The sequence below is a fragment of the Mesoflavibacter zeaxanthinifaciens subsp. sabulilitoris genome (genome assembly GCF_014191595.1).
GTDB lineage: Bacteria > Bacteroidota > Bacteroidia > Flavobacteriales > Flavobacteriaceae > Mesoflavibacter > Mesoflavibacter zeaxanthinifaciens.
Map to the genome: position 1 here is coordinate 545,750 of NZ_JACHWV010000001.1, position 25,502 is coordinate 571,251.

At 31.4% G+C, this 25,502-nt stretch carries 20 protein-coding genes; 13 read left to right on the top strand and 7 right to left on the bottom strand.

The genetic code is table 11. From position 1 onward, the window contains the following. The first annotated feature begins 111 nt into the window (after positions 1 to 111). The gene (locus FHS04_RS02575) at positions 112 to 1,290 is read left to right on the top strand and encodes an acetyl-CoA C-acyltransferase (RefSeq protein ID WP_027879072.1); all 1,179 of its coding nucleotides are present in this window, start codon (positions 112 to 114) and stop codon (positions 1,288 to 1,290) included. Positions 1,291 to 1,299: 9 nt separating this feature from the next. After that, a complete protein-coding gene (locus tag FHS04_RS02580; protein WP_106677585.1) occupies positions 1,300 to 2,049 on the top strand; it encodes a C40 family peptidase in 750 nt (249 codons plus the stop codon). Positions 2,050 to 2,100: 51 nt separating this feature from the next. On the opposite strand, the gene FHS04_RS02585 is transcribed toward FHS04_RS02580, so the two are convergent. Together FHS04_RS02585 and gyrA are read right to left on the bottom strand one after the other, a co-directional pair. Then, the gene (locus FHS04_RS02585) at positions 2,101 to 3,333 is read right to left on the bottom strand and encodes a tetratricopeptide repeat protein (RefSeq protein WP_027879074.1); all 1,233 of its coding nucleotides are present in this window, start codon (positions 3,331 to 3,333) and stop codon (positions 2,101 to 2,103) included. 32 nt (positions 3,334 to 3,365) lie between these two features. After that, a complete protein-coding gene (gene gyrA / locus FHS04_RS02590) occupies positions 3,366 to 5,918 on the bottom strand; it encodes a DNA gyrase subunit A (protein ID WP_106677583.1) in 2,553 nt (850 codons plus the stop codon). Positions 5,919 to 6,176: 258 nt separating this feature from the next. Between gyrA and FHS04_RS02595 the strand changes: the two genes are divergently transcribed. Both FHS04_RS02595 and FHS04_RS02600 read left to right on the top strand, forming a co-directional pair. Continuing rightward, positions 6,177 to 8,723, top strand: a complete 2,547-nt coding sequence (locus tag FHS04_RS02595) for an ATP-dependent Clp protease ATP-binding subunit (protein WP_106677581.1) — start codon at positions 6,177 to 6,179, stop codon at positions 8,721 to 8,723. Positions 8,724 to 8,806: 83 nt separating this feature from the next. After that, on the top strand, positions 8,807 to 9,193 hold the full coding sequence (locus FHS04_RS02600) for a hypothetical protein (RefSeq protein ID WP_106677579.1): 387 nt from the start codon (positions 8,807 to 8,809) through the stop codon (positions 9,191 to 9,193). Here FHS04_RS02600 and hutH read toward each other — a convergent pair. Then, positions 9,186 to 10,697, bottom strand: a complete 1,512-nt coding sequence (hutH, locus tag FHS04_RS02605; RefSeq protein ID WP_106677577.1) for a histidine ammonia-lyase — start codon at positions 10,695 to 10,697, stop codon at positions 9,186 to 9,188. The genes FHS04_RS02600 and hutH overlap by 8 nt on opposite strands. A 129-nt stretch (positions 10,698 to 10,826) precedes the next feature. On the opposite strand from hutH, the gene FHS04_RS02610 reads away from it, so the two are divergent. Further along, entirely contained in the window at positions 10,827 to 11,861 is a 1,035-nt protein-coding gene (locus FHS04_RS02610; protein WP_106677575.1) for a TlpA family protein disulfide reductase, read from the top strand. 53 nt (positions 11,862 to 11,914) lie between these two features. Here FHS04_RS02610 and FHS04_RS02615 read toward each other — a convergent pair whose 3' ends face one another. Then, the gene (locus FHS04_RS02615) at positions 11,915 to 13,474 is read right to left on the bottom strand and encodes an NAD(P)H-hydrate dehydratase (protein ID WP_106677574.1); all 1,560 of its coding nucleotides are present in this window, start codon (positions 13,472 to 13,474) and stop codon (positions 11,915 to 11,917) included. 267 nt (positions 13,475 to 13,741) lie between these two features. Here FHS04_RS02615 and thrA point away from each other — a divergent pair, with 267 nt between their 5' ends. From thrA to FHS04_RS02635, 4 genes are all read left to right on the top strand, one after another. Further along, on the top strand, positions 13,742 to 16,183 hold the full coding sequence (gene thrA, locus FHS04_RS02620; RefSeq protein ID WP_106677572.1) for a bifunctional aspartate kinase/homoserine dehydrogenase I: 2,442 nt from the start codon (positions 13,742 to 13,744) through the stop codon (positions 16,181 to 16,183). 1 nt (position 16,184) lies between these two features. Beyond that, positions 16,185 to 17,105 (top strand): homoserine kinase, encoded by a 921-nt coding sequence (locus FHS04_RS02625; RefSeq protein ID WP_106677570.1) that lies wholly within the window; start codon positions 16,185 to 16,187, stop codon positions 17,103 to 17,105. 25 nt (positions 17,106 to 17,130) lie between these two features. Next, positions 17,131 to 18,423, top strand: a complete 1,293-nt coding sequence (gene thrC, locus FHS04_RS02630) for a threonine synthase (RefSeq protein WP_106677568.1) — start codon at positions 17,131 to 17,133, stop codon at positions 18,421 to 18,423. 92 nt (positions 18,424 to 18,515) lie between these two features. Continuing rightward, entirely contained in the window at positions 18,516 to 19,547 is a 1,032-nt protein-coding gene (locus FHS04_RS02635) for a serine hydrolase domain-containing protein (RefSeq protein WP_106677566.1), read from the top strand. Here FHS04_RS02635 and FHS04_RS02640 read toward each other — a convergent pair. Beyond that, positions 19,544 to 20,179, bottom strand: a complete 636-nt coding sequence (locus tag FHS04_RS02640; protein WP_106677564.1) for an SDR family oxidoreductase — start codon at positions 20,177 to 20,179, stop codon at positions 19,544 to 19,546. The two genes, FHS04_RS02635 and FHS04_RS02640, sit on opposite strands and share 4 nt — an antisense overlap. Positions 20,180 to 20,439: 260 nt before the next feature. On the opposite strand from FHS04_RS02640, the gene gcvT reads away from it, so the two are divergent. The 4 genes from gcvT to FHS04_RS02660 all read left to right on the top strand — a co-directional run bounded on the left by gcvT (position 20,440) and on the right by FHS04_RS02660 (position 23,567). After that, positions 20,440 to 21,510: a glycine cleavage system aminomethyltransferase GcvT gene (gcvT, locus tag FHS04_RS02645; RefSeq protein WP_106677562.1), complete on the top strand. Its 1,071-nt coding sequence runs from the start codon at positions 20,440 to 20,442 to the stop codon at positions 21,508 to 21,510. A 104-nt stretch (positions 21,511 to 21,614) separates the two neighbouring features. Beyond that, complete coding sequence (locus FHS04_RS02650) at positions 21,615 to 22,448, top strand: sugar nucleotide-binding protein (RefSeq protein ID WP_106677560.1); 834 nt, start codon at positions 21,615 to 21,617, stop codon at positions 22,446 to 22,448. Between the two features lie 31 nt (positions 22,449 to 22,479). After that, on the top strand, positions 22,480 to 22,770 hold the full coding sequence (locus FHS04_RS02655; RefSeq protein WP_106677558.1) for a 4a-hydroxytetrahydrobiopterin dehydratase: 291 nt from the start codon (positions 22,480 to 22,482) through the stop codon (positions 22,768 to 22,770). 77 nt (positions 22,771 to 22,847) lie between these two features. Continuing rightward, the gene (locus tag FHS04_RS02660; RefSeq protein WP_106677556.1) at positions 22,848 to 23,567 is read left to right on the top strand and encodes a YebC/PmpR family DNA-binding transcriptional regulator; all 720 of its coding nucleotides are present in this window, start codon (positions 22,848 to 22,850) and stop codon (positions 23,565 to 23,567) included. Between the two features lie 86 nt (positions 23,568 to 23,653). On the opposite strand, the gene FHS04_RS02665 is transcribed toward FHS04_RS02660, so the two are convergent. Further along, the gene (locus FHS04_RS02665; protein ID WP_106677554.1) at positions 23,654 to 24,697 is read right to left on the bottom strand and encodes a hypothetical protein; all 1,044 of its coding nucleotides are present in this window, start codon (positions 24,695 to 24,697) and stop codon (positions 23,654 to 23,656) included. A 255-nt stretch (positions 24,698 to 24,952) separates the two neighbouring features. Further along, a complete protein-coding gene (locus tag FHS04_RS02670; RefSeq protein ID WP_106677552.1) occupies positions 24,953 to 25,501 on the bottom strand; it encodes a 1-acyl-sn-glycerol-3-phosphate acyltransferase in 549 nt (182 codons plus the stop codon). Between the last annotated feature and the right edge of the window lies 1 nt (position 25,502).

A 25,502-nucleotide genomic window follows, 5' to 3' on the forward strand; every position in this document is an offset into this window, starting at 1 on the left:
TTTCAAATGTAATAAATAATTACAGTTTTGATTAGTTATAATGCACAGAATGGTCTAAATTTTATTAAAAAATTAGTAATTTCGTGGACATAATAAAAACTAAATAAATATATGAGTAAAGAAGTTGTAATTGTCTCGGCTGCAAGAACACCAATAGGTAGTTTTTTAGGTGCTTTAAGTACTGTCCCTGCTCCTAAATTAGGTGCTGTAGCTATTAAAGGTGCTTTAGATAAAATTAATTTAAAACCAGAATTGGTTGATGAAGTTTTAATGGGTAATGTAGTACAAGCTGGTACTGGACAAGCACCAGCAAGACAAGCAGCTATTTATGCAGGTATACCAAATACTGTACCGTGTACAACTGTAAATAAAGTTTGCTCTTCTGGGATGAAGGCTGTAATGCAAGCTGCGCAAAGCATTGCTTTAGGCGACACAGAAATAGTTGTTGCTGGTGGTATGGAAAACATGAGTTTGATTCCTCATTACTTACATGCAAGAACTGGAACTAAATTTGGTCCTGCAAGTTTAATCGATGGTATGCAAAAAGATGGTTTAGTAGATGCTTATGACCAAAATGCAATGGGTGTTTGTGCAGATGATTGTGCTACTGAATATAATTTTTCAAGAGAAGAACAAGATGCTTTTGCAATTCAATCTTACAGTAGATCTGCAGCAGCATGGGATGCAGGAAAATTTGATAATGAAGTTGTACCTGTAGAAGTACCTCAGCGTCGTGGTGAACCAAAAATAGTATCTAAAGACGAAGAATATACAAATGTTAAACTTGAGAAGATTCCTGCATTACGTCCTGCTTTTACTAAAGACGGAACAGTAACTGCTGCTAATGCTTCTACAATAAACGATGGTGCTGGAGCAATGGTTTTAATGAGTGCTGATAAAGCAAAAGAATTAGGCCTAACACCATTAGCAACTATTAAATCTTATGCAGATGCAGCACAAGAGCCAAAATGGTTTACTACTGCTCCTGCAAAAGCATTGCCTAAAGCTTTAGATAAAGCGGGAATTAAATTAGAAGATGTAGATTACTTTGAGTTTAATGAAGCTTTTTCTGTTGTTGGATTAGCTAACATGAAAATTTTAGGGTTATCAGACGACAAAGTAAACGTTAATGGTGGCGCTGTATCTTTAGGTCATCCATTAGGTTGTTCTGGTGTAAGAATACTAATTACTTTATTAAATGTTTTAGAACAAAATGATGCAAAAATTGGAGCAGCAGCTATCTGTAATGGTGGCGGTGGCGCATCAGCTTTAGTACTACAACGTCAGTAAATACAACTAATGCAATACGGAATTTGTAATTTAAGCATTGTTCCTTTAAGATTAGAAGCATCAGACACAAGTGAAATGGTTTCTCAGGTCATTTACGGTGATGTTTTTAAAGTTTTAGAGCAACGAAAAAAATGGAGTAAAATCAGATTAGCTTTTGATAAATATGAAGGCTGGATTGATAATAAACAATATGTAGAAATTACAGAAGAACATTATAATGACTTAAATAATCAACCTTTAAAAATCTCAACAGATTTAGTTGAGTTTATTCAGGATGAAAATGAGCAACTTCATACAATTGTTTTAGGCTCTAGCTTAAATGGTGTTAGTCTATTAAATCATAAATATGAAGGTGCTTTTGTAGATCAAACACAAGAAAAAAGTCATTTAATTGAAACTGCATTTAAATATTTAAATGCTCCTTATCTTTGGGGAGGAAAAACTCCTTTTGGTATCGATTGTAGTGGTTTTACACAAATGGTATATAAACTTAATGGTTATAAATTATTGCGTGATGCCTCACAACAAGCCACACAAGGTGAAGCTTTAAGTTTTATTGAAGAAAGTGAACCAGGTGATTTAGCTTTTTTTGATAATAATGAAGGCCAAATTATTCATGTTGGCATAATAATGCAAGACAATTATATTATACATGCGCATGGAAAAGTAAGGATAGATCGTTTAGATCATACAGGTATTTACAATGCAGATAGACGGATGCATACCCATAAACTTAGAGTTATTAAAAAGATAATATAAAAAAAGCCTCCTAAAATTTAGGAGGCTTTTTTATTATAATGGTTAAAGGTTTTATTTCCCTTCAATCTCTGCATTAATTGCTTTTGCTTTTTCTACTTCACCTAAAGCATTATATATATTCTTTAACTGTTGTAAAACAGATGTAGGTACAGAAGTGTTATTGTTTTTGAAATCTACTAGCGTTTGTGCTGCTTGATCAAATAGAGAAGACTTCTTCTTTTTAAGTTCTTCATATTTTAAATCATCTGCTCTACTGTTTCCTAAAGAATTCATTTGTTCTACTAAAGCATTTCCTTCTTCAAGGTATGATGTAGATAAGTTTAATGCTGCATCTGCATTTGCAGGTTTTAAGCTTAATACTTTTTCAAAAGACTGTCTTGCTTTTTCAATCTCTTTGTTATTCATGTAAATAACACCTACGTTATAATGTAAGTCTGCATTGTTAGGCTCTTTTTGTATAGCTTCTTGTAAAATTGATTGAAACTTTTTCTCATCACCCATTTCAAAATAAATATTTGCTTCGTTAATTAATAAATTAACATCATCTGGGTTTGCTTGTTTTGCCTTTTCTATAGCTGCTAAAGCTTTGTCTTTTTCACCTTTATTAATGTAAATTAATGCAATATTTTTAGTGATTTCAGAAGCTCTAGATTCTGTATTTTGGGTCTCTGGATCTGTATGCGTTCCGCTCTTTACATATATATCTCTTTCAGATTTACTGTTAAAGCTATCTACTTGTCCAGTTTCTTTATTTGTAGCAACAAACATTGTTTTTTCTCCTGTATAACCTAATTTATCTAACTCTAAGTAAGACTCTAATGCTTTATCAAAGTTTTGAGCACCTATATAACTTACTGCGGTGTAATATAAATAGTCCTGTGCTTCTGGATTAACTTGATACATCATGTTAAAAGTTTCTGCAGCTTTATTAAACTTTTTACTTGAGTAAAAATTATTTGCTTTTGTTAACAGATCATTTTCTATGATTCTTTTAAACTCTGCTCCTTCTCCTTCTACTTTAAGTATATTTTCTATAGCTTTATTAGTATCTGCATTAGTAGACGTCCCGTTAGCATAATATGCTTTTGCTGCAGCTAGATAATAATCTTCTTTTAAGTCATCATCCATAGCAGACACTTGAGAGTCTAATTGTGTTGCTATAGTTTTAGCTTCTGCAAAATTGTCTTTTTTTACTGCTTTTTCTAAAGCTTTAACTTCTTTTTTTTGGGCAAAAGTAAAAACAGATACAAATAATGCTAAAGCAATAATTACTTGTTTTTTCATTTTAAATTTGTGTTTTAAATTTTATAAATTATTTATTCTTCTTCGTTAGTAGCAATAGTTGTGCCATCTTCATCTGTGTTGGCAGTGTCTTCTAAGTTTTCAATATCTATTTCTTCTTCATCTTCATCTTTCATTACTTTAGCTACAGCAGCTATAGAATCGTTACCTTTTAGATTTATTAACTTAACACCTTGAGTTGCTCTACCCATAGTCCTTAAGTTTTCTACTGCTAGACGAATAGCAATTCCGGATTTATTAATAATCATTAAATCATCAGAATCTGTAACACTTTTTATTGCAACTAAGCTTCCTGTTTTTTCTGTGATAGAAATAGTTTTAACACCTTTTCCTCCTCTATTAGTGATACGGTAAACTGCTTCTCCATCTTCTGGATCATCAATAAATGTACGTTTACCATAACCGTTTTCTGAAACGACTAATACAGTTTCTTCTTGCGGATTGTTAACTGTTACCATTCCTATTACTTCATCATTATCATTACCTAAAGTAATACCTCTTACTCCTGAAGCATTACGACCCATTGGACGTGTTTTTGCTTCTTCAAATCTAATAGCTTTACCAGATTTTAAGGCTAACATAACTTGGCTGTTACCTGTTGTTAGTTTTGCTTCTAGTAACTCATCATTATCTTTAATGGTAATTGCGTTAATTCCGTTTGTACGAGGTCTAGAGTATTGCTCTAAAGCTGTTTTCTTAACCTGACCTTGTTTAGTTGCCATTATGACATAATGAGAATTTATGTAATCCTCGTCTTTTAGGTCTTGAGTACAGATAAATGCCATAACCTTATCATCTTGTTCAATATTAATAAGGTTTTGTATTGCTCTACCTTTTGATGTTCTTGAACCTTCAGGTATTTCGTAAACACGCATCCAGAAACACTTTCCTTTTTGGGTGAAGAATAACATATATTGATGGTTTGTACCCACAAATAAATCTTCTAAGAAATCTTCGTTTCTTGTATTTGAAGCTTTTTGACCAACTCCGCCTCTATTTTGTGTTTTATACTCTGTTAAAGATGTACGCTTGATATATCCTGCATGAGAAATAGTAATAACTACTTGCTCATCCGGAATCATATCTTCGATACTTAAATCTCCACCAGCATATTCTATAGTAGAACGACGCTCATCTCCGTACTTATCTTTAACTTCGATAAGTTCTTCTTTGATAATGTCCATACGACGTTCTTTCTTTTCTAGAATATCTTTTAAATCTGCTATTGTCTTTATAATATCTTCATATTCACTACGTAGCTTATCTTGTTCTAGACCGGTTAATTGGCGTAGACGCATATCTACTATTGCTTTAGCTTGAATTTCTGAAAGCTCAAAGCGATCTATTAATTTTTGTCTTGCTTCTTCTGCATTAGACGATGCTCTAATTATTGAGATTACTTCGTCTATATTATCTGAAGCTATTATTAAACCTTCTAAGATATGTGCACGTTCTTCAGCTTTGCGTAATTCGTATTTAGTACGTCTTACTACAACATCATGTCTATGCTCTACAAAGTGATAGATTAAGTCTTTTAAATTTAAAAGCTCTGGTCTACCGTTTACTAATGCAATATTATTGACACTAAAAGAAGATTGTAATGCTGTGTATTTGTATAACTTATTTAATACGATATTTGGTATTGCATCACGTTTAAGCACGTAAACAATACGCATTCCGTTACGGTCAGATTCATCACGAATTGTAGAAATACCTTCTAATTTTTTATCGTTAACTAAATCAGCAGTCTTTTTAATCATATCTGCTTTGTTAACTTGATAAGGTATTTCGGTAACTACTATAGATTCTCTTCCGTTAACTTCTTCTACATTAGCTTTACCACGCATAACAATACGTCCGCGACCTGTATGAAATGCTTCTTTTACACCATCGTAGCCATAGATTGTTCCACCGGTTGGAAAATCTGGAGCTTTAATATGTTGCATTAACTCGTCTACTTCAATATCGTTATTGTCAATGTAAGCAATAGTACCATTAACAACTTCTGTTAAATTATGAGGTGGCATATTTGTAGCCATACCTACCGCAATACCAGAAGCACCATTAATTAATAAACCAGGAATACGTGTAGGTAAAACTGTTGGTTCTTCTAAAGTATCATCAAAATTTAGCTTATGATCTACAGTTTCTTTATCGATATCTGCCAACATGTCTTCAGATATCTTTCGCATACGCGCTTCTGTATAACGCATTGCTGCAGGACTATCTCCATCTACAGATCCAAAGTTACCTTGACCATCTATTAACATATAACGTAAGCTCCATTCTTGAGCCATACGCACCATAGTGTCATATACTGAGGTATCACCATGTGGATGATACTTACCTAAAACCTCACCAACTATTCTTGCAGATTTTTTATGTGCAGTGTTAGACCTAACACCTAATTCGTGCATACCAAAAAGCACACGTCTGTGTACTGGTTTTAAACCATCTCTTACATCTGGTAAAGCACGTGACACAATGACTGACATTGAATAATCAATGTAAGCCGACTTCATTTCATCTTCAATGTTAATCGGAATGAGTTTTTCTCCTTCTGCCATATATAATTTAATTTGTTATATTCATTATTTCAAAACACGCTAATATAAAACTTTCGTTAGTAACGGTAAGCCTTTTACTAGGTTTTTTTAGTGTTTTTTATTAACAATTTTAGCCCCTTTTTTAGTTAATAACTTAATCACTGTTAATTTGTAGATTATTCTTACTTTCAAACCAAAAACAATTAACATATTATTTAAGGTACAGTTTTTGCCTATACTAATTATGTTTACTATTTTTAAAGCAGAAAGGAAATAAATATGGACGATAATTTTTCACCAAGAGTTAAAGATGTAATTGCATACAGTAAAGAAGAAGCGCTTAGATTAGGACACGACTTTATTGGCACAGAACACCTTATGCTTGGTCTTTTAAGAGACGGAAACGGTAAGGCTATTAATATTTTAAACGCATTAGATATTGATTTAAATCATTTAAGGCGTAAAGTAGAAATTTTAAGTCCTGCCAACCCAAATACATCAATAACTTCTAACGAAAAGAAAAACTTGCACTTAACGCGACAAGCAGAACGTGCTTTAAAAACTACTTTCTTAGAAGCTAAGCTTTTTCAAAGCACATCAATAAACACAGCACATTTACTGCTATGTATTTTAAGAAACGAAAATGATCCTACTACAAAGCTTTTAAATAAGCTTAAAGTAGATTATGATAATGTAAAAGAACAATTTAAGTCAATGATTACAAACGATGATAATTTTGAAGATATAACAGGAAGCCCTAAAGCCGAGTTTCCTGAAGATGATGCACAACAAGATGATGCATCAAAAGATATATTTAATACGCCTTCATCAAAAAGCAACAAAAAGTCTAAAACTCCTGTTTTAGATAATTTTGGTCGCGATTTGACTGCTATGGCAGAAGAAGGTAAATTAGACCCAGTAGTTGGACGTGAAAAAGAGATTGAAAGAGTGTCTCAAGTATTATCACGTCGTAAGAAAAATAACCCACTTTTAATAGGAGAACCTGGAGTTGGTAAGTCTGCTATTGCAGAAGGACTTGCTAACAGAATTGTAAGTAAGAAAGTATCTAGAATACTTTTTAACAAACGTGTAGTTACTTTGGATCTTGCAAGTTTAGTTGCTGGTACTAAATACCGTGGACAGTTTGAAGAACGTATGAAAGCTGTGATGAATGAGCTTGAAAAGAATGATGATGTTATTCTTTTTATAGATGAAATTCATACCATAGTTGGTGCTGGTGGCGCAACAGGAAGCTTAGATGCTTCAAATATGTTTAAGCCTGCTTTAGCACGTGGCGAAATTCAATGTATAGGTGCCACTACTTTAGATGAGTACAGACAATACATAGAAAAAGATGGGGCTTTAGAGCGTCGTTTTCAAAAAGTTATTGTAGAACCTACTACTGTTGAAGAAACTATTCAAATACTTAACAATATTAAAGCTAAATATGAAGATCATCACAATGTAGAATATACTGATGAAGCTATTGAAGCTTGTGTTAAGTTAACCAATAGATATATGACAGATCGTTTCTTGCCAGATAAAGCTATAGATGCTTTAGATGAAGCTGGATCACGCGTTCATATCACCAATATTGATGTCCCTAAACAAATTTTAGAATTAGAGAAAAAACTAGAAGAAGTTAGAGAAACAAAAAATTCTGTAGTTAAGAAACAGAAATACGAAGAAGCTGCAAGATTACGTGATGATGAAAAACGTTTAGAAAAAGAACTTGCTGTTGCACAAGAAAAATGGGAAGAAGAAACCAAATTACATCGTGAAACAGTAACAGAAGATAATGTAGCAGATGTTATCTCTATGATGACAGGTGTTCCTGTAAACAGAATAGCACAAACCGAGAGTAATAAACTAGCACAATTACCAGAGCTTATTAAGGGTAAAGTTATAGGTCAAGATAATGCTGTTGCCAAAGTTGTTAAAGCAATACAACGTAACCGTGCTGGATTAAAAGATCCAAATAAACCAATTGGTTCATTTATCTTTTTAGGACAAACAGGTGTTGGTAAAACACAATTAGCTAAAGTGTTATCAAAACAATTATTTGACAGTGAAGAGTCACTAATTAGAATAGACATGAGTGAATATATGGAAAAATTTGCCATATCTAGATTAGTTGGTGCGCCTCCAGGATACGTAGGTTATGAAGAAGGAGGACAACTTACAGAAAAAGTAAGACGTAAACCATATTCTGTAGTACTTTTAGACGAAATTGAAAAAGCACATCCAGATGTATTTAACATGTTACTTCAAGTTTTAGATGATGGTTATTTAACAGATAGTTTAGGTAGAAAAATAGATTTTAGAAACACTATAATAATCATGACCTCTAACATTGGTGCCAGAAAATTAAAAGATTTTGGTACTGGTATAGGTTTTGGTACATCGTCTCAAAAAGCTCAAGAAGATGCAAATGCTAGAAGTGTTATTGAAAATGCACTTAAAAAATCTTTTGCTCCAGAGTTTTTAAACAGAATTGACGACGTTATTGTCTTTAATGCTTTAGAACAAGAAGACATTAATATGATTATTGATATAGAATTAGAAAAACTATTAAAACGTATTGATGGTTTAGGCTACAACTTACAATTAACTAAAGATGCTAAAAACTTTATAGCAGAAAAAGGATTTGATAAGCAATACGGTGCAAGACCATTAAAACGTGCAATTCAAAAATACATTGAAGATGCTTTAGCTGAAGAAATTATTACTTCTAAATTAAAAGAAGGAGATAATATAGTTATGGATCTAGATAAAGGCAATAACGAAATAGTTATTTCTATACAATCATCAGAAGAAGCTAAATAACAATATAAAATTATAATAAAAACCTGTTGATATTTATATTAACAGGTTTTTTTCTATCTTTATAAAGAGTTAAAACAACCTATATGCCTATAAAAATTACATTAGATTTTTGCACTTTAGAATTTATAGACAAAATTGCAATTGCGGTAATAAATGAAGGTGTGCATGTAGACTTTGAAACCAGCAAAATTATTGCTCAAACTTGTATCAATTATTTTAAACAAAGTCCATTTGTATATTTAACACACAGAACAAACTCATATTCTGTTGACGTTACAAAATATAGTACTTTCGTAAATCAAATGGAAAACCTTAAAGGTTTTGGAGTTATTTCCACTTCATTATCTGCAAGAAATGCAGAAATAGAAAGTCTTTTCTTAGATCTTCCCTTTGCTATATTTGACAATTTAGACGAAGGTCTTAAATGGGCAAAAAACATCTTAGATAATAATCCAGAGAAAACTATCTAAATAATTCACTTGTATCAATACCTAAATTATTAATAAACAGTATTGATTTTTCTATATCATCGTGTAAAATTTCATCTTCTTTAACAAAAGGTACTTCTACTCTATAATTTTGTAAAAATAATTCTATAAAATCTGAAGATTTTAATGGTTCTCTAAAGTGTATAGCTTGAGAAGCGTTAAATAACTCAATAGCCAAAACACGCTCTACATTATCTATTAACTTAAATGCTTGTGTTGCAGCATTTGCCCCCATACTTACATGATCTTCTTGTCCATTACTTGATACAATACTATCTACACTAGCAGGACTAGCTAACTGTTTATTCGCACTAACAATACTTGCTGCCGTATATTGTGGTATCATAAACCCACTATTTAAACCAGGATTATCTACCAAAAATGCAGGTAAACCACGTAAGCCAGACACTAATTGAAATACACGTCTTTCAGAAATATTTCCTAATTCTGACATTGCTATTTTTAAATAATCTAATGCTAATGCTAAAGGTTGACCATGAAAGTTTCCTCCAGAAATAATTTCATCTTCGTTTGCAAAAATATTTGGATTATCAGTCACTGAATTTATTTCTGTTATAAATGTTTTTTCTACAAAAGATAAAGTGTCTTTTGTTGCACCATGCACTTGTGGTATACATCTAAAGCTATAAGGGTCTTGTACGTGTTGTTTTTCTTGACTTATAATTTCGCTACCTTCTAAAAACTCTCTTACTCTTTCTGCTGTTTTTAATTGACCTTTATGTGGTCTAACCAAGTGTATTAATTCATTAAAAGGTTCTATTCTTCCATCAAAAGCTTCTAAAGAAATACTTCCTATTAAATCTGCTAAATAAGATAATTTATAAGACTTTAATAATAAAAACACACCATAAGCACTCATAAATTGCGTTCCATTTAATAATGCTAAACCTTCTTTAGACATTAATTTAATAGCATCCCATTTAAAGTATGTATTTAAATCTTCTGCTTCTAAAATTGCATCTTTATACCATACTTTTCCTTTTCCTATTAAAGGTAAAGCTAAATGAGCTAAAGGAGCCAAATCACCTGAAGCTCCTAATGATCCTTGTGTATAAATTACAGGTAAGATATCATTGTTAAAAAACTCAATTAAACGCTGTACAGTTTGTAATTGTACGCCAGAATGCCCATAACTTAAAGATTGTATTTTAAGTAACAACATTAACTTAACAACTTCATTAGGCACAACATCTCCTGTACCACAAGCATGAGACATGACTAAATTTTCTTGTAATTTAGTTAAGTTTTCTTTGTCTATTTTAACATTATATAACGAACCAAAACCTGTATTTATTCCATAAATTGGTTTAGTCTCTGATTTAAGTTTATCATCTAAATACGCACGGCAATTTTCAATTTTGTCAATAGCTTCATTAGACAACTTTAAATGCTTTTCTTCTAAAATTATTGATTGAATGGTTGCCAAATCTAATGGCTGTGATGATATATAATGAATTGAACTCATGGACATTTTTTATTGTGTCCCAAAAGTCATAATTTGAGATAAATTCTGCAAGTTTTTGTTAATAATTCGTCAAAATAAGAAATCCTCAAATTATTCTTTTATTTTTGATTGAAAATTAAAAAATCAATAATGAAGAAAGTTTTAATGTGCTTAGCAGGTTTGGCCATAATAGCCTGCAAACAAGAACCTAAAGATTACGCTACTTTTTCTGGTAAAATCGAAAACGCTAATAGTGATTCTTTATTTGTATTTCAATCAAGAAATTACAAAAAAACTATTAAGGTTAATGAAGATGGAACTTTTAGTGACACTTTAAAAGTAAATCCTGGAGTTTATGGTATTTATGATGGAAAGGAACAAGCTTTTGTTTATCTTAAAAATGATGCAGATATCAAACTTTCTGTTGATGCAGAAAACTTTAGAGAAACTATTAAATATGAAGGTAAAGACGTAGAAAACTCAAACTTTTTAGTAGAAAAAGCAAGGTTTGAAAGTGGTTTAATTGATTTAGAAGCTCTAAAAAATCTTGATTCCTTAGGTTTTGAAAAAAAACTAGAAAGCCTTAAATCTGAAATGATGGCTTTTTATGATAAAAACAAAAATATAGATTCTAGTATTATAGCTACATCAAAAAGTCAAATTAATCCAATGCTTATGTCTTTAAAAAGATATGTTGGAGAGTCTATTAAACTAAGATCTCAGTTACCAAAAGGTTCTGAATCTCCTTCATTTAAAGACTACGAAAATTATGCTGGTGGTACTACATCTTTAGAAGAATTAAAAGGAAAATATGTTTATATAGATGTATGGGCTACTTGGTGTGCACCTTGTAAAGTAGAAATTCCTTCATTAAAAAAATTAGATGAAGACTACAAAGACAAAAACATAACTTTTGTAAGCATATCAATTGATGACGCAAGAGCACACAAAGGATCTATGGAAAATGCAAACGAAGCTTGGAAAGCTATGGTAGCTGATAAAGAGTTAACTGGTGTGCAATTATTTGCTCCTAATGGATGGCAAAGTGATTTTATTAAAGACTATAAGATTAATGGTATACCAAGGTTTATATTAATTGATCCAGAAGGAAAAATTGTAACACCAGATGCACCAAGACCTTCTGACGAACAACTAAGAACTTTATTAGATACTTTAAATATCTAATCTATTATAATTTAAAATAAAAAAAGCGAGCTTTATATGCTCGCTTTTTTTATTTAATCTTGTTCACCATCATCCTCTTCTTCTACTTGAGGTTGTTCTGGTTTTTTAAATAAATCTAGATAAGCTAATGGTATTCCTTCAACAACATGTGTAGCTATAAAACTTTGATAACCTAACTCATCTACAAGTAAGTCTGCCGATTTACCGTGTAAATAAATGGCAAATACTGTTGCAGATAATAAATCATAGCCTTGTGCTATCATACCTGCAATCATACCTGTTAAAACATCTCCTGTACCTGCTGTTGCTAATCCTGGATTGCCCGTAACGTTTACATATAACTTATCCTCTGCAACCGTTATTGTATTAGCGCCTTTTATAACTACTATACATTTATGATTCTTACTAAATGCTTTTGTTTTTTGTAATTTATCAAAATCATCTTTCCAAGTCCCTATTAAACGTTCTAATTCTTTAGGATGTGGTGTTAAAATAGTTTGACGTTCTGGTAAAAGCTTTAATAGTGACTCTCGTTTAGCCAACATATTTATACCATCTGCATCAATGACTAAAGGTTTTTTATTTGTTTTTAAAAAAGCTTCAAAAGCATCTATAGACGCATTATCTGTTCCTGCTCCTACTCCAAAAGCTATAACATTTGCGTCTATATCAAAATTTATCTCGGTAAGCTTTTCTTCATCTTTATCTGTAATTAACATTAACTCAGGAAAAGCGCCTTGTAAAGGAATGTATCCGCATTTGGGTGTAAAAGCTGTTACTTTTCCAGCACCAGCACTTAGTGCGCCTCTTCCTGCCAAGTTAATTGCTCCTATTTTACCATAACTACCTCCAATAATTAAAGCGTGTCCAAAAGTACCTTTATGACTGTATTTTTCTCTTGGTTTGTATATTGTTAAGACTTCATTCTTTCCAATTAAGTCTGCTTCTGTTGGTGTCGTATATAAAAATTCAGGATCTATACCAATATCTAACACTTCCCATTGTACTGTGTATTTTGCAGTTTCTGGTAAGAAAAAAACTAATTTAGGTGATTGAAAACTTAATGTATATCCTGCATTAACAACATTATTTGGTGATGTTGGCACAGCATCTGTTTGCAAACCTGATGGTATATCTACAGATAAAACAAAAGCTTTAGTGGCTCTAAAATGATCAAAAATATTTACAACCCAATTAGCTACTGGTCTGTTTAGACCTATACCAAAAATAGCATCAACAATAATATCTCTTTCTTCTATTTGCGGTAATTCGCTTTCTTCATTTAGTAATATTGGCCAATCTTTAGTTGTATTTTTAATACGATCGTAATTAATTAAAAAGTCTTTTGATCTTGACGTACTGTAATTAACGATGTACGTTTTAACATTATAACCATGGGTTATTAAGTGCCTAGCAATTACTAAACCATCTCCTCCATTATTACCAATACCACAAAATATATGAATTGGTACTTGCGCACCATGCATACGCATGTGTAACCAATTAAAAATTTGTATTCCAGCACGTTCCATTAAATCTGTAGAACTTATATTTTGTTTTTTAGCGGTTAATGCATCACCTTCATAAATCTGTTCTTTCGAAAATATTTTCATCTATAAAAATTTATTATAACATTCATTTTAAGTTTCATTATTAATAAAATTTAAGCTTAAATTTATTAATCTATCAAAAATCAAACTTAGGTTTGTTTATTAAGGTAAAAGTAATACATTTGATAAGTATTGAAGCAAAAAGATGAAAACAACTTCTTTAATTATTACTTTTTTTATGACAATGACCCGCTAGGGTTATGCTTCTATATATCTTCCGTTTAAGGTAGTTTAAAAACTACAAATTTTAATTAATTACATACAAACTAGATGAAAGTTCTAAAATTTGGAGGAACCTCTGTAGGTTCTAGTCAAAACATAAATAAAGTTATAGCCATTTTAAAAGAAAAATCGCAAGAAGATACTGTAATATGCGTAGTTTCTGCAATTGGTGGCATCACAGATAAATTATTAAAAGCTGGGCAATTAGCTAAAAATAAAGATAAAAGTTATTTAAATGAATTTGAAATTATTAAAGACATTCATTTTAAAACAATAAGCGAATTACTACCAAAACCTAGTAAACCCATAACGACTGTTGTAGAAGATAAACTTAATCAATTAAAAGAATTATTGAATGGTATTTATTTGATAAACGAATTATCACCAAAAACCTCTGATAAACTAGTAAGTTTTGGTGAGCACTTATCCTCTACTATCATTGCCGAAACTATGAAAACTCAAGGTTTTGATGTAGAATTAAAAAATAGTCAAGATTTAATTGTAACTGACGATAATTTTACTCGTGCTCAAGTTAATTTTGAAGTAACTAACAATAATATCAAATCCTACTTCAAAACACCTAAACAAATTACAGTATTACCTGGTTTTGTGGCAAAATCTACTTCTGGAGAACCAACAACTTTAGGTCGTGGCGGATCAGATTTTACTGCTGCTATTATTGCTGCTGCATTAAAAGTGGATCAATTGGAGATTTGGACAGATGTAAGCGGTATGTACACAACCAATCCAAAACTAGTAAAACAAGCATTTCCTATTGATAATTTATCGTATCAAGAAGCTATGGAATTATCGCATTTTGGAGCTAAAGTATTATATCCTCCAACAGTACAACCTGTGTTAGATTTAGACATACCAATTCACATAAAAAATACTTTTGATCCTGACGCTATTGGAACAGTAATCACCAAACAAGACAACGAGAAAAACTTAACCGTTAAAGGTATAAGTAATATAAACGACGTAGCTTTACTTACACTTGAAGGAAGTGGAATGATTGGTATTCCTGGATTTTCTAAACGCTTATTTGAAGTCCTTGCTAATGAAAAAATCAATGTGATTTTTATAACACAAGCGTCTTCTGAGCATTCTATTTGCTTCGGAATTGATAAATCGGATGCCGAACGTGCCAAGAAAGCTATTGATACTGCTTTTGATTATGAAATTTCGCTTCATAAAATTAATCCAATCGCTGTAGAAAAAGACTTATCGATTATTGCTTTAGTTGGTGATAATATGAAAAGCCATCAAGGCATTAGCGGAAAAATGTTTAGTACACTAGGTAAAAACAATATAAATATTCGCGCTATTGCACAAGGTGCTTCAGAAAAAAATATATCTGCAGTTGTATCAGAAAAAGATGTAAAAAAAGCATTAAACGCTTTACACGAACGGTTTTTTGAAAGCAATACCAAACAACTTAATGTATTTATAACAGGCGTAGGTAATGTTGGCGAAAAACTAATAGAGCAAATTAAACAACAACGCAGTTATTTAAAGAAAAACCTAAAACTTGATGTTAGAATTATTGGACTATCAAATTCTCGTAAAATGGTCTTTAAACCAGAAGGTATCGATTTAAATAATTGGGCTTCACTTTTTCATCATGCAGACAAATCAAGTATAGAAGGTTTTTATCAAAAAGTAGTTAATCTTAATTTACGTAACAGCATTTTTGTAGACGTAACAGCAAACGAGGATGTAGCAAACATCTACGAAAAATACCTAAAACAAAGTGTAGCGGTTGTGGCTTGTAGTAAAATAGCGTGTTCTAGCGCATTTGCTAATTATAAAAAGTTACAAGATTTATCATTAAAATATAACGCACCTTTTTTATACGAAACTAATGTTGGCGCAGGATTACCAATAATAAATACCTTAAGTAATTTAGTTGCTTCTGGTGATAAAGTGATAAGTATAAAAGCCGTTTTATCGGGTAGTTTAAATTTTGTGTTCAATAATTTTAGTGACAAGAAAAACTTCCATGACACTGTAAAACAAGCGCAATTTGAAGGTTATACAGAACCTGATCCTCGAATAGATTTAAGCGGCATTGACGTAGCTAGAAAAATTCTAATTCTTGCTCGTGAAAATGGAATTGAAATGGAAATTGAGGATATTAAAAACAAATCATTTTTAACCAAAAAGAATTTAGAAAGTGACACTGTTGATGATTTTTATGAAACATTAATAGAAGACGAAGCTCATTTTCAAAAGTTATACGCGTCTGCGAAAGCGAATAATTGTCAACTCAAATATGTTGCAGAATATAAAAATGGTAAAGCATCTGTTGGCTTACAAGAAATTCCAGAAGGTCATCCTTTTTATAATTTAGAAGGTAAAGATAATATAGTAATGTTCCATACACAGCGTTACCCAGAACAACCTCTAATTGTAAAAGGTGCAGGTGCTGGCGCAGATGTAACTGCTTCTGGATTATTTGCAGATATTATCAAAATTGGAAGCAAATAATATGGATTGTATTAAAATATTTTCTCCTGCGACTGTTGCCAATGTGTCTTGCGGCTTTGATGTTCTTGGGTTTTGTTTAGATCATATTGGTGACGAAATGATTATAAAAAAGACTAAAGAAAGAGACATTAAAATCACAAAAATTAAAGGTGCAAATCTTCCTTTTGAAGTTGAAAAAAATGTTGCTGGCGCTGCTGCTTTAGCAATTTATCAAGATGCAAAACCAGATTATGGTTTTGAGATTGAAATTTATAAAAAAATAAAACCTGGTAGTGGTATTGGTAGTAGTTCTGCTAGTGCGTCTGGAGTTGTTTTTGCTATCAACCAATTATTAGGCAAACCATACAATGCAACACAATTAACCCAATTTGCAATGAAAGGTGAAGCTGTTGCTAGTGGTTGTGAGCATGCAGATAACATTGCTCCTGCACTTTTTGGTGGCTTTACTTTGGTAAAAAGTACACAACCATTGGAAGTACTGTCATTACCAACACCAGCTGATTTATATGCTACAATAATTCATCCTCAAATCGAAGTAAAAACTGCTGAAGCTAGAGCCATTTTACCTAAAAAAGTAGACTTACAGCATGCGATACAACAATGGGCAAATGTAGGCAGTTTCGTACATGCATTGCACACTAACGATTATGATTTGTTAAGTGAATCTTTAAAAGATAAAATTGTAGAACCATACAGAAGCAAGCTTATACCTTATTTTGATGATGTAAAAAATGCTGCAATAAACGCTGGTGGATTAGGAACAGGTATTTCTGGTTCTGGACCTTCAATTTTTACTTTAAGTAAAGACGAAAAAACAGCAAAAAACGTTGAAAAAGCTATACAAAACGTGTACAGTAAAACAGATATAAAATTTAATACTTACGTGTGTAAAATCAATACTGAAGGGATAAAAATAATTTAAATAAAAATTTCGCTAAGACATCAATATGAAATACTACTCTTTAAATAAAAAAGCACCAATTACTACATTCGAAAATGCAGTAGTAAAAGGATTAGCGCCAGACAAAGGACTTTATTTTCCAGAAAAAATAACGCCTTTACCACAATCCTTTTTTGATACTATTGATAATCTTTCTCACGCTGAAATTGCTTTTGAAGCCATCAAACAATTTGTAAGCCCAGAAATACCGGAAGATGAACTTAAACAAATTCTTGAAGACACATTGTCTTTCGATTTTCCTATAGAAAAACTTTCAGAGCAAATTTCAACATTAGAATTATTTCATGGTCCAACTATGGCGTTTAAAGATGTTGGCGCTCGTTTTATGGCGCGTTGCTTAGGTTATTTTAATAAAGAAAACACAAACGAAGTTACAGTTTTAGTAGCTACTTCTGGCGATACTGGTGGCGCTGTTGCTAACGGATTTTTAGGTGTAAAAGGCGTAAATGTAGTTATCCTCTATCCTAGCGGAAAAGTAAGTGATATCCAAGAAAAACAATTAACTACACTTGCTAAAAACATTAGGGCTTTAGAAGTAGATGGTGTTTTTGACGATTGCCAAGACATGGTAAAACGTGCGTTTTTAGATGAAGAATTAACTTCTAAAATGCAATTAACATCTGCAAATTCGATAAATGTGGCGCGTTGGTTACCGCAAATGTTTTATTTCTTTTTTGCTTACAAACAGTTACACAACTCACATAAAGACATTGTATTTTCTGTCCCTAGCGGAAATTTTGGTAACATTTGTGCAGGTATGATGGCGCAACAATTAGGCTTACCAATCAAACATTTTATTGCCGCTAACAATGCAAATAATGTTGTAACTGAGTTTTTACAATCGCAAGAATACAATCCAAAACCATCTGTTCAAACCATTAGTAATGCGATGGATGTTGGTAATCCAAGCAATTTTATTCGTATACAAGAAATTTATAATCAAGATTTCAACGAATTAAAAAACAACCTAACGTCTTACAGCTATACAGATGAAGAAACTTGCGAAGCTTTAAAAGAAATGTATAACGATTACAACTACGTTGCAGATCCACATGGCGCTGTTGGATATTTAGGCTGTAAAGACTATTTAAAAACTAATCCAAACGCGCATTGTGTCTTTTTAGAAACAGCGCATCCAACCAAGTTTTTAGATGTTGTGGAAGATGTAATTAAAGAAAATATAGAATTACCACCACAAATTTTAAGCGTCATGGATAAAAAGAAAAAGGCGACTAAAATTAGTTCTTATGAAGAATTGAAACGTTTCTTATTGAAATAACAATTCATCATCTAACTTCTACAATTCGGTAATATAATATTTAGTATTTTTCAAATTAGAGATAAGTTTGCTTCAACTTTTAATTTCAACTAATGAAAAATAAACCAAAATTAATCCTAAGAATTGTTCTACTATTAAGCACTGTAATTTCACTCTACTTTGTCCCTTGGCCAATTGTAACTGCTTGGGTAGAACCTTTACCAAATACTATTCAAGAACAAGTAAATCAAGCTTCAGATTACGGTTTTGATGGTATAATTGTTTATGTAGATCAAGCAGGAAAATCACCTCAATTTTACACTTCTGGTTATCATAATACAGAAAATAAAATTCCTGCAAAACCTGACGCTTTATTTAAAATTGCAAGTAATGATAAATTATATACATCGGTTTGTATTGCTAAATTAGTTTATGACAAAAAGATTGATTTAAATAAAACATTAGCGGATTATTTTCCTGAATTAGTTGGTAGAATCGAATACGCTAACACCATAACTATTAAAATGATGGTACAGCACAGAAGTGGTATACCAAACTATACAGATTTTAATAATTATTGGGCAAATCCAAAATATACAAATGAAGAAAACCTTAAAATTGTTTTAGATTTACCTGCTAGTTTTAAACCAAATACAGATTACGAATACAGTAACACCAACTACCTATTACTAACAGAACTTATTGAAAAAGTTACCGAAAAACCTAAGTTTGATTACATAAACCAGCATATCTTAAAACCATTACAGTTAACAAACACTTATAATTCCATAAACGATGTAAATATTAATCGTGTTATGAGTGGTTATTATGTTGGTTATGACAAAGATTTAAAAACCGAAGATGTTGGTATGCTTGCTACTGCAGAGGATTTAGGCAAGTTTTTAAGAGCTTTAAATAACGGAGATGTATTTAAAAATAAAGAGGAACAAAAAATTTATTCCTCTATATATAAATATGAACATACTGGTTTAGTTCCTGGTTATCAAAGCATCGCTAAGTATCATAAAAATATAGATGCTGTTGTAATACAATTTACTAATACCGTTAACTTTGAAGGTTATAATTGGAACCTATCTGAAGTTATGTATGGTCGTGTTGTTAAAATTTTAAAACGCAATAATTAGCTAGATAACTTATGTAAAGCTTCACCAATTAAGGTTTCTCCTTTAATTATTTCAAAAGTCTCTCTATTTGCTGTATCGTCATTTAAGACACTAACTAAGGTTTGTGCAACGTCGTTACGGCTAATTTCGCCATGTTTATCAAGGTGTTGTTTTAACTCAATTTTATTTGCTGCTGGCTCGTTAGTTAATGATCCTGGTCTAACTATAGAGTAATTTAAATCTTTAGATTTTAAATACTCGTCTGCATTGTGTTTTGCTTTTAAATAGTCTTGTAGTTGGTTAGCTTCTTCTGGTTTATCTGCACCTAAAGAGCTAAGCATAACAAACTTTTTGACATTATTTTTAATAGATGCATCTACTAATTTTTTAGCACCTTCTTGGTCTACATTAACTACATCTTTTCCTCCAGATCCAGCTGCAAAAACAACTTTATCAATAGATTTGTTAAATGCCCCATCAACATTATCTTTTAAATCTGCTAATACCGTCTCGACATTTTTAGCTTCAAAAAAAGGAATTTGTTCTTCTTTTCTAACCATTGCAATTGGGTTAAAATACTGAGATTTTTTTAAAAGGTTTACTATTTTTTTTCCTGTGGTACCATTTGCACCTGCTACTAAAATATTTTCCATAATACTCTAATTTACAAAAGAGATAGTTTATAAAAAGAATTATAAAATTGGTTTAACTTAGGTTTAATATAGTTTCAAATGAAATACTAAATTTTTAACATTAAAAACGTATAAATTCAATAATTAAAAAGAAATTTCAGTGTGTGATAAATTGAAGTTATTTCTTCAAAATGAAAATGTCTAGTCAATATTTTTCAATACTTTTGTTTCACTTAAAACTAAAAAATTCCGCTTGACGGAAATAAAAAATATTATTTAAAATGAAAAATACTGCATTAACAGATACTCACATTGCATTAGGTGCTAAAATGGTTCCTTTTGCAGGTTACAACATGCCTGTTCAATACGAAGGTGTTAATATAGAACACGAAGCTGTAAGAACAGATTGTGGCGTTTTTGACGTAAGTCATATGGGTGAGTTTTTGATTGAAGGAGAACATGCTTTAGATCTTATACAAAGCGTAACCAGTAATGACGCTTCAAAATTGACTGTTGGTAAAGCGCAATACTCTTGTTTACCAAATGATGAAGGTGGAATTATTGACGATTTAATTGTATACCGAGTAAAAGAAAATACATATTTATTAGTTGTTAATGCTAGTAACATAGAAAAAGACTGGAATTGGATTAGCTCTAAAAATACATTTGGCGCTACTATGCGTGACTTATCTGAAGAATATTCTTTACTAGCTATTCAAGGTCCTAATGCAGTTGAAAAAATGCAAGCTTTATCAAGTCACGATTTATCCGAAATTAAATTTTACAACTTTATAGTAGGCGATTTTGCTGGAATAGAAAATGTTATCATCTCTGCAACAGGATATACTGGTAGCGGTGGATTTGAAATTTACTGTAAAAACAACGAAGTAAAACAAATTTGGGATAAAGTTACAGAAGCTGGTGCAAAACCAATTGGTCTTGCAGCACGCGATACGTTGCGTTTAGAAATGGGTTATTGTCTTTACGGAAATGATATAGACGATACAACATCTCCTTTTGAAGCAGGTTTAGGTTGGATTACTAAGTTTACCAAAAAATTTACCAACTCAGAAAACTTAGAAGAACAAAAGAAAAAAGTACTAAAACGCAAACTTATAGCGTTTGAGTTAGACGAAAAAGGTATACCAAGAACAGGATATGATATTGTAGACGGACAAGGAAAACTAATAGGTAAAGTTACCTCTGGTACAATGTCTCCTTCATTAAAAAAGGGAATTGGTTTGGGTTACGTCTCTCCTATTTTTAGTGATTTTGGAAGTAAAATTAACATTCAAATTCGTAAAAATGCAGTTCCTGCAACGGTAGTAAAATTACCTTTTTACAAAGGATAATTCTTTAAAGAAAATAATACTATGTCAGTCTAAGCTTGTCGCTATAAACATTGGTTTATTTTAACAAGTTTATTCTGGCATTTTATTTGAAATGAAGTAGATTAATGAAGCATCAAAAAGACAACAAACATCGTATATTAATTCTTGGCGCAAGTGGTTTTTTAGGACAAGCCATTTATAAAGAGTTGTATGCCTACTATAACACATTTGGTACCTACTGTACCGATAAATATGCATATGAGAAAAACCATCATTTTTTTCAGTATAACATAGAAGAAGATGATGTTTTTGAAATCCTAGATATTATAAAACCTACAATAATTATATCTGCCCTTCGTGGTAATTTTTCTGCTCAAGTTATAGCACATCAACATATAGTTAGTTACATTACAAATAACGATTGTAAGTTACTTTTTTTATCATCAGCAAATGTTTTTGATGCTTACAGTCAATTTCCTAGTTACGAATTTGACAAAACTTTAAGCCATAGCATGTATGGTCATTTTAAAATTAAGATAGAAAACATGCTTCTTAGACTTCCCAAAAACAAAATAGGTGTTTTAAGACTACCTATGGTTTTTGGCGTACAATCTCCTAGAATTAAAGAAATAAAACTACATTTAAGAGAAAAACTACCAATAGAAGTGTTTCCTAACTTAATAATGAATGTTACAAATGATAGCAAGGTAACTCAACAAATTCATTACATCATTAACCGAAACAAATCAGGAATTTTTCATCTTGGAAGTCAAGACCTAGTGCATCACGAAGATTTTTACTCAGAAATTATTTCATCTTTAGGATACAAAAATCCATTGTATAAACGAGTATATACAACCAACGAAGATCGTTATCTTGCTGTTTTACCAAAAGAGAATAAACTACCAAAGCACCTTCAAATATTAAGTCAAGACATTTTATCCGAATTAGAAGTATAAATTTCTTATTTTTAAAACTTAAAACATTAATATGGAAAAACTATCTAAAAACGACATAGAAACACGTCTATTAAGACTACCAGATTGGGAATATTTTGATAATGCAATACATGCCGAATTTGAATTTGAAAACTTTAAAGATTGCTTTAGTGCTATGAGTCGTATAGCTTTTGAATGTGAAGCATTAAACCACCATCCGGACTGGAAAAACGTGTACAACGTATTAAGTATTTCTTTATCTACACATGATGCAGATGGTGTTACAGACAAAGATTTTAAATTAGCACAAGCAATAGAAGCTATTATTGAGGAAGAAGAATAATTAAATTCTCTTTTTTTTAAATTTGCAAAAAAATTAAATAACCGCCTTCGTTAGAAGACAAAAATAAAACATCAAATATGGGAAGAGCTTTTGAGTTTAGAAAAGCACGAAAAATGAAACGTTGGGCTGCTATGAGTAAAGCCTTTACACGTATAGGAAAAGATATCGTAATGGCTGTTAAAGAAGGTGGACCAGATCCTGACAGCAACTCAAGACTAAGAGCAGTTATACAAAATGCCAAGTCTGTAAATATGCCTAAAGACAATATAGAACGTGCTATAAAAAGAGCAAGTGATAAAAGTCAAGGCGATTATAAAGAAGTTGTTTTTGAAGGTTATGCGCCACACGGTATTGCTGTTTTAGTAGAAACAGCAACAGATAATAATACACGTACTGTAGCAAACATACGTAGCTATTTTAATAAATGCGACGGAAGTTTAGGTACATCAGGTTCGGTAGTTTTTATGTTTGACCATACATGTAATTTCAGAATTAATGCTGAAGGATTAGATCCAGAAGAATTAGAATTAGAATTAATAGATTTTGGTGCAGAAGAAGTCTTTGTAGATGATGATGGTATCTTAATCTACGCACCTTTTGAAAGTTTTGGAGCAATACAAGCAGAACTTGAACGTCGTGAAATTGAAATTTTATCTTCAGGTTTTGAACGTATACCGCAAGTCACTAAAAAGTTAACCGAAGAAGAAGCTGCAGATGTAGAAAAACTTTTAGAAAAAATTGAAGAAGATGATGATGTACAAAACGTATATCATACCATGGAAGAAACAACAGATTAATAATCTTCCTTATCTATAAAACAAAAAGGCTATTCAAAATTGAATAGCCTTTTTTCTTTCAAATCAAATCAATTATCAACCATTAATTATTGCTTAGAAAGATAAACTGCAGAAGCTGACGCTAAATTATAATCTAAAACCGGTGTAAGGTTACCTCCAGAAGAAATATTATTGAAGGCTAAAATCTTACCATTTGCAGCTTCTGCAATATATACTGTTTCGGTCATACTATCGTATGCAACATCAACCGGGTTACCTAACATTGTGTTAGATCCTGCAACTCTTACTTGACTAGACATTGCTAAAGTACCACCATTACTTGTACTATTAAATTTATTAGAGAAATTAGAAATTACATGAAATCCACCATCTGACGAACTAGTTGGCGTACCACTAGCAACACCAATATCTGTTAATACCATAACGTCACTATCCATATCATAAGCTAAACCATGTGTTCTTACAATTCCTTCTACTGAAATTGTTTTTGTAGCCATAACTGTAGCATCTGTAGTATTTGACAAGAAGTTGTTAAATACAGCTAATTGGTCTGTAACATCTACAATTGCATATAAATCTGAACCAGCAAATGTAATTCCCCATAATTTAAAATTAGTAGTAATTGTATTTCTTAAAGTGAAATTACTACCTGACTTTTGATAAATAAATAGTCTACCATCAGGAGTATTTGTATCACCATCTACATCACTATTATCTGCCACAACATAAAAGTTACCGTTAACAGCAACTTCTCTAGGACTTGTCATATCTGCTGTACCAGAAAAATCAACAGAAACCGTTGTTCCTGATGTAATCATATTTACATTAGAAAAACCTTCTAAAGAAAGATTTGATCTTGATGCCTGAAAAACAGCATCAGAGTCTGCATCGTAGTAAACTCCATCTGCAGCTGTACTTGCTGTAATTAAAGTTTTAGATTCTACATTTGACATATCTGATACATCAATTTCATCAATATTACCATTAGCATTATTTGATGTGTAAATTTTAGTTGAAACTTCTGCCATAGGCATATCCATTCCGTTCTCATCGTCATCGCTACAAGAAGTTAAAGCAAATGAAGCAATTGCTAAAAGACTTAAAAATTTTACTGTTTTTTGAGTTTTCATAATTTTTGTTGTTTTGTTAATACAGCAATACTTACGAAGTATCTATTTTCTCAGTTTTATAACAAACACAGTTTAACGTTTTTTAACAAAAAAAAGCGCTTTCAACTATGTAATTGAAAGCGCTTAATTTAAGTAAGTTGTAGCTTTATAATGTTTCTTTTTAGTGACTTGGGAAGTTTACTTTATGTTTCATTAATATCTACATTATATCTATATCAAATAAGATGCCAAAGCTAAGACCAACAACGTTTTAGCTTAAGAATTTTTACTAACCTTACCTTTAACACCATTAAAAAAAGACTTCATGTATTTAAAATCTTCTTCTATATTATCTGTTGGATAAAAAGGTCTTGAAACTTTGTTTTGTTTGTTTTGGTAGTCTAATGTAAACATGATTATTGGCACATTTGCTTTTTTAGCTATGTAATAAAAACCTGTTCTCCAATTATCTACCTTACTTCTTGTGCCTTCTGGAGCTAATGTTAACCTAAATTCTTCTTTATCGTCAAAAAGTTTTGCTATGGTTTCTACTTTATTTTCTTTATTTTTTCTGTCTACAGGAACACCTCCAACAGCTCTAAAATAATATCCTATTGGCCATACAAAAAGCTCTTTTTTTCCTAAATAGTTAGATTTTAAATCAACAACTTTTCTTAAAAGTAGTCCTATAATAAAATCAAAATTATGGGTATGAGGCGCAGAAATTAAGACTGCTTTTTTTATGGTATCCTTAGAAAAGTTAGTGTTTCCTACAACTTTCCAACCTAAGATTTTGAAATAAATTAATTTAGCTAACCAACGCATT

Excerpts from the sequence above, each read along its gene's own strand:
- FHS04_RS02575 (WP_027879072.1), top strand. The coding sequence starts at position 112 with ATGAGTAAAGAAGTTGTAATTGTCTCGGCTGCAAGAACACCAATAGGT.
- FHS04_RS02580 (WP_106677585.1), top strand. The coding sequence starts at position 1,300 with ATGCAATACGGAATTTGTAATTTAAGCATTGTTCCTTTAAGATTAGAA.
- FHS04_RS02585 (WP_027879074.1), bottom strand. The coding sequence starts at position 3,333 with ATGAAAAAACAAGTAATTATTGCTTTAGCATTATTTGTATCTGTTTTT.
- gyrA (WP_106677583.1), bottom strand. The coding sequence starts at position 5,918 with ATGGCAGAAGGAGAAAAACTCATTCCGATTAACATTGAAGATGAAATG.
- FHS04_RS02595 (WP_106677581.1), top strand. The coding sequence starts at position 6,177 with ATGGACGATAATTTTTCACCAAGAGTTAAAGATGTAATTGCATACAGT.
- FHS04_RS02600 (WP_106677579.1), top strand. The coding sequence starts at position 8,807 with ATGCCTATAAAAATTACATTAGATTTTTGCACTTTAGAATTTATAGAC.
- hutH (WP_106677577.1), bottom strand. The coding sequence starts at position 10,697 with ATGAGTTCAATTCATTATATATCATCACAGCCATTAGATTTGGCAACC.
- FHS04_RS02610 (WP_106677575.1), top strand. The coding sequence starts at position 10,827 with ATGAAGAAAGTTTTAATGTGCTTAGCAGGTTTGGCCATAATAGCCTGC.
- FHS04_RS02615 (WP_106677574.1), bottom strand. The coding sequence starts at position 13,474 with ATGAAAATATTTTCGAAAGAACAGATTTATGAAGGTGATGCATTAACC.
- thrA (WP_106677572.1), top strand. The coding sequence starts at position 13,742 with ATGAAAGTTCTAAAATTTGGAGGAACCTCTGTAGGTTCTAGTCAAAAC.
- FHS04_RS02625 (WP_106677570.1), top strand. The coding sequence starts at position 16,185 with ATGGATTGTATTAAAATATTTTCTCCTGCGACTGTTGCCAATGTGTCT.
- thrC (WP_106677568.1), top strand. The coding sequence starts at position 17,131 with ATGAAATACTACTCTTTAAATAAAAAAGCACCAATTACTACATTCGAA.
- FHS04_RS02635 (WP_106677566.1), top strand. The coding sequence starts at position 18,516 with ATGAAAAATAAACCAAAATTAATCCTAAGAATTGTTCTACTATTAAGC.
- FHS04_RS02640 (WP_106677564.1), bottom strand. The coding sequence starts at position 20,179 with ATGGAAAATATTTTAGTAGCAGGTGCAAATGGTACCACAGGAAAAAAA.
- gcvT (WP_106677562.1), top strand. The coding sequence starts at position 20,440 with ATGAAAAATACTGCATTAACAGATACTCACATTGCATTAGGTGCTAAA.
- FHS04_RS02650 (WP_106677560.1), top strand. The coding sequence starts at position 21,615 with ATGAAGCATCAAAAAGACAACAAACATCGTATATTAATTCTTGGCGCA.
- FHS04_RS02655 (WP_106677558.1), top strand. The coding sequence starts at position 22,480 with ATGGAAAAACTATCTAAAAACGACATAGAAACACGTCTATTAAGACTA.
- FHS04_RS02660 (WP_106677556.1), top strand. The coding sequence starts at position 22,848 with ATGGGAAGAGCTTTTGAGTTTAGAAAAGCACGAAAAATGAAACGTTGG.
- FHS04_RS02665 (WP_106677554.1), bottom strand. The coding sequence starts at position 24,697 with ATGAAAACTCAAAAAACAGTAAAATTTTTAAGTCTTTTAGCAATTGCT.
- FHS04_RS02670 (WP_106677552.1), bottom strand. The coding sequence starts at position 25,501 with ATGCGTTGGTTAGCTAAATTAATTTATTTCAAAATCTTAGGTTGGAAA.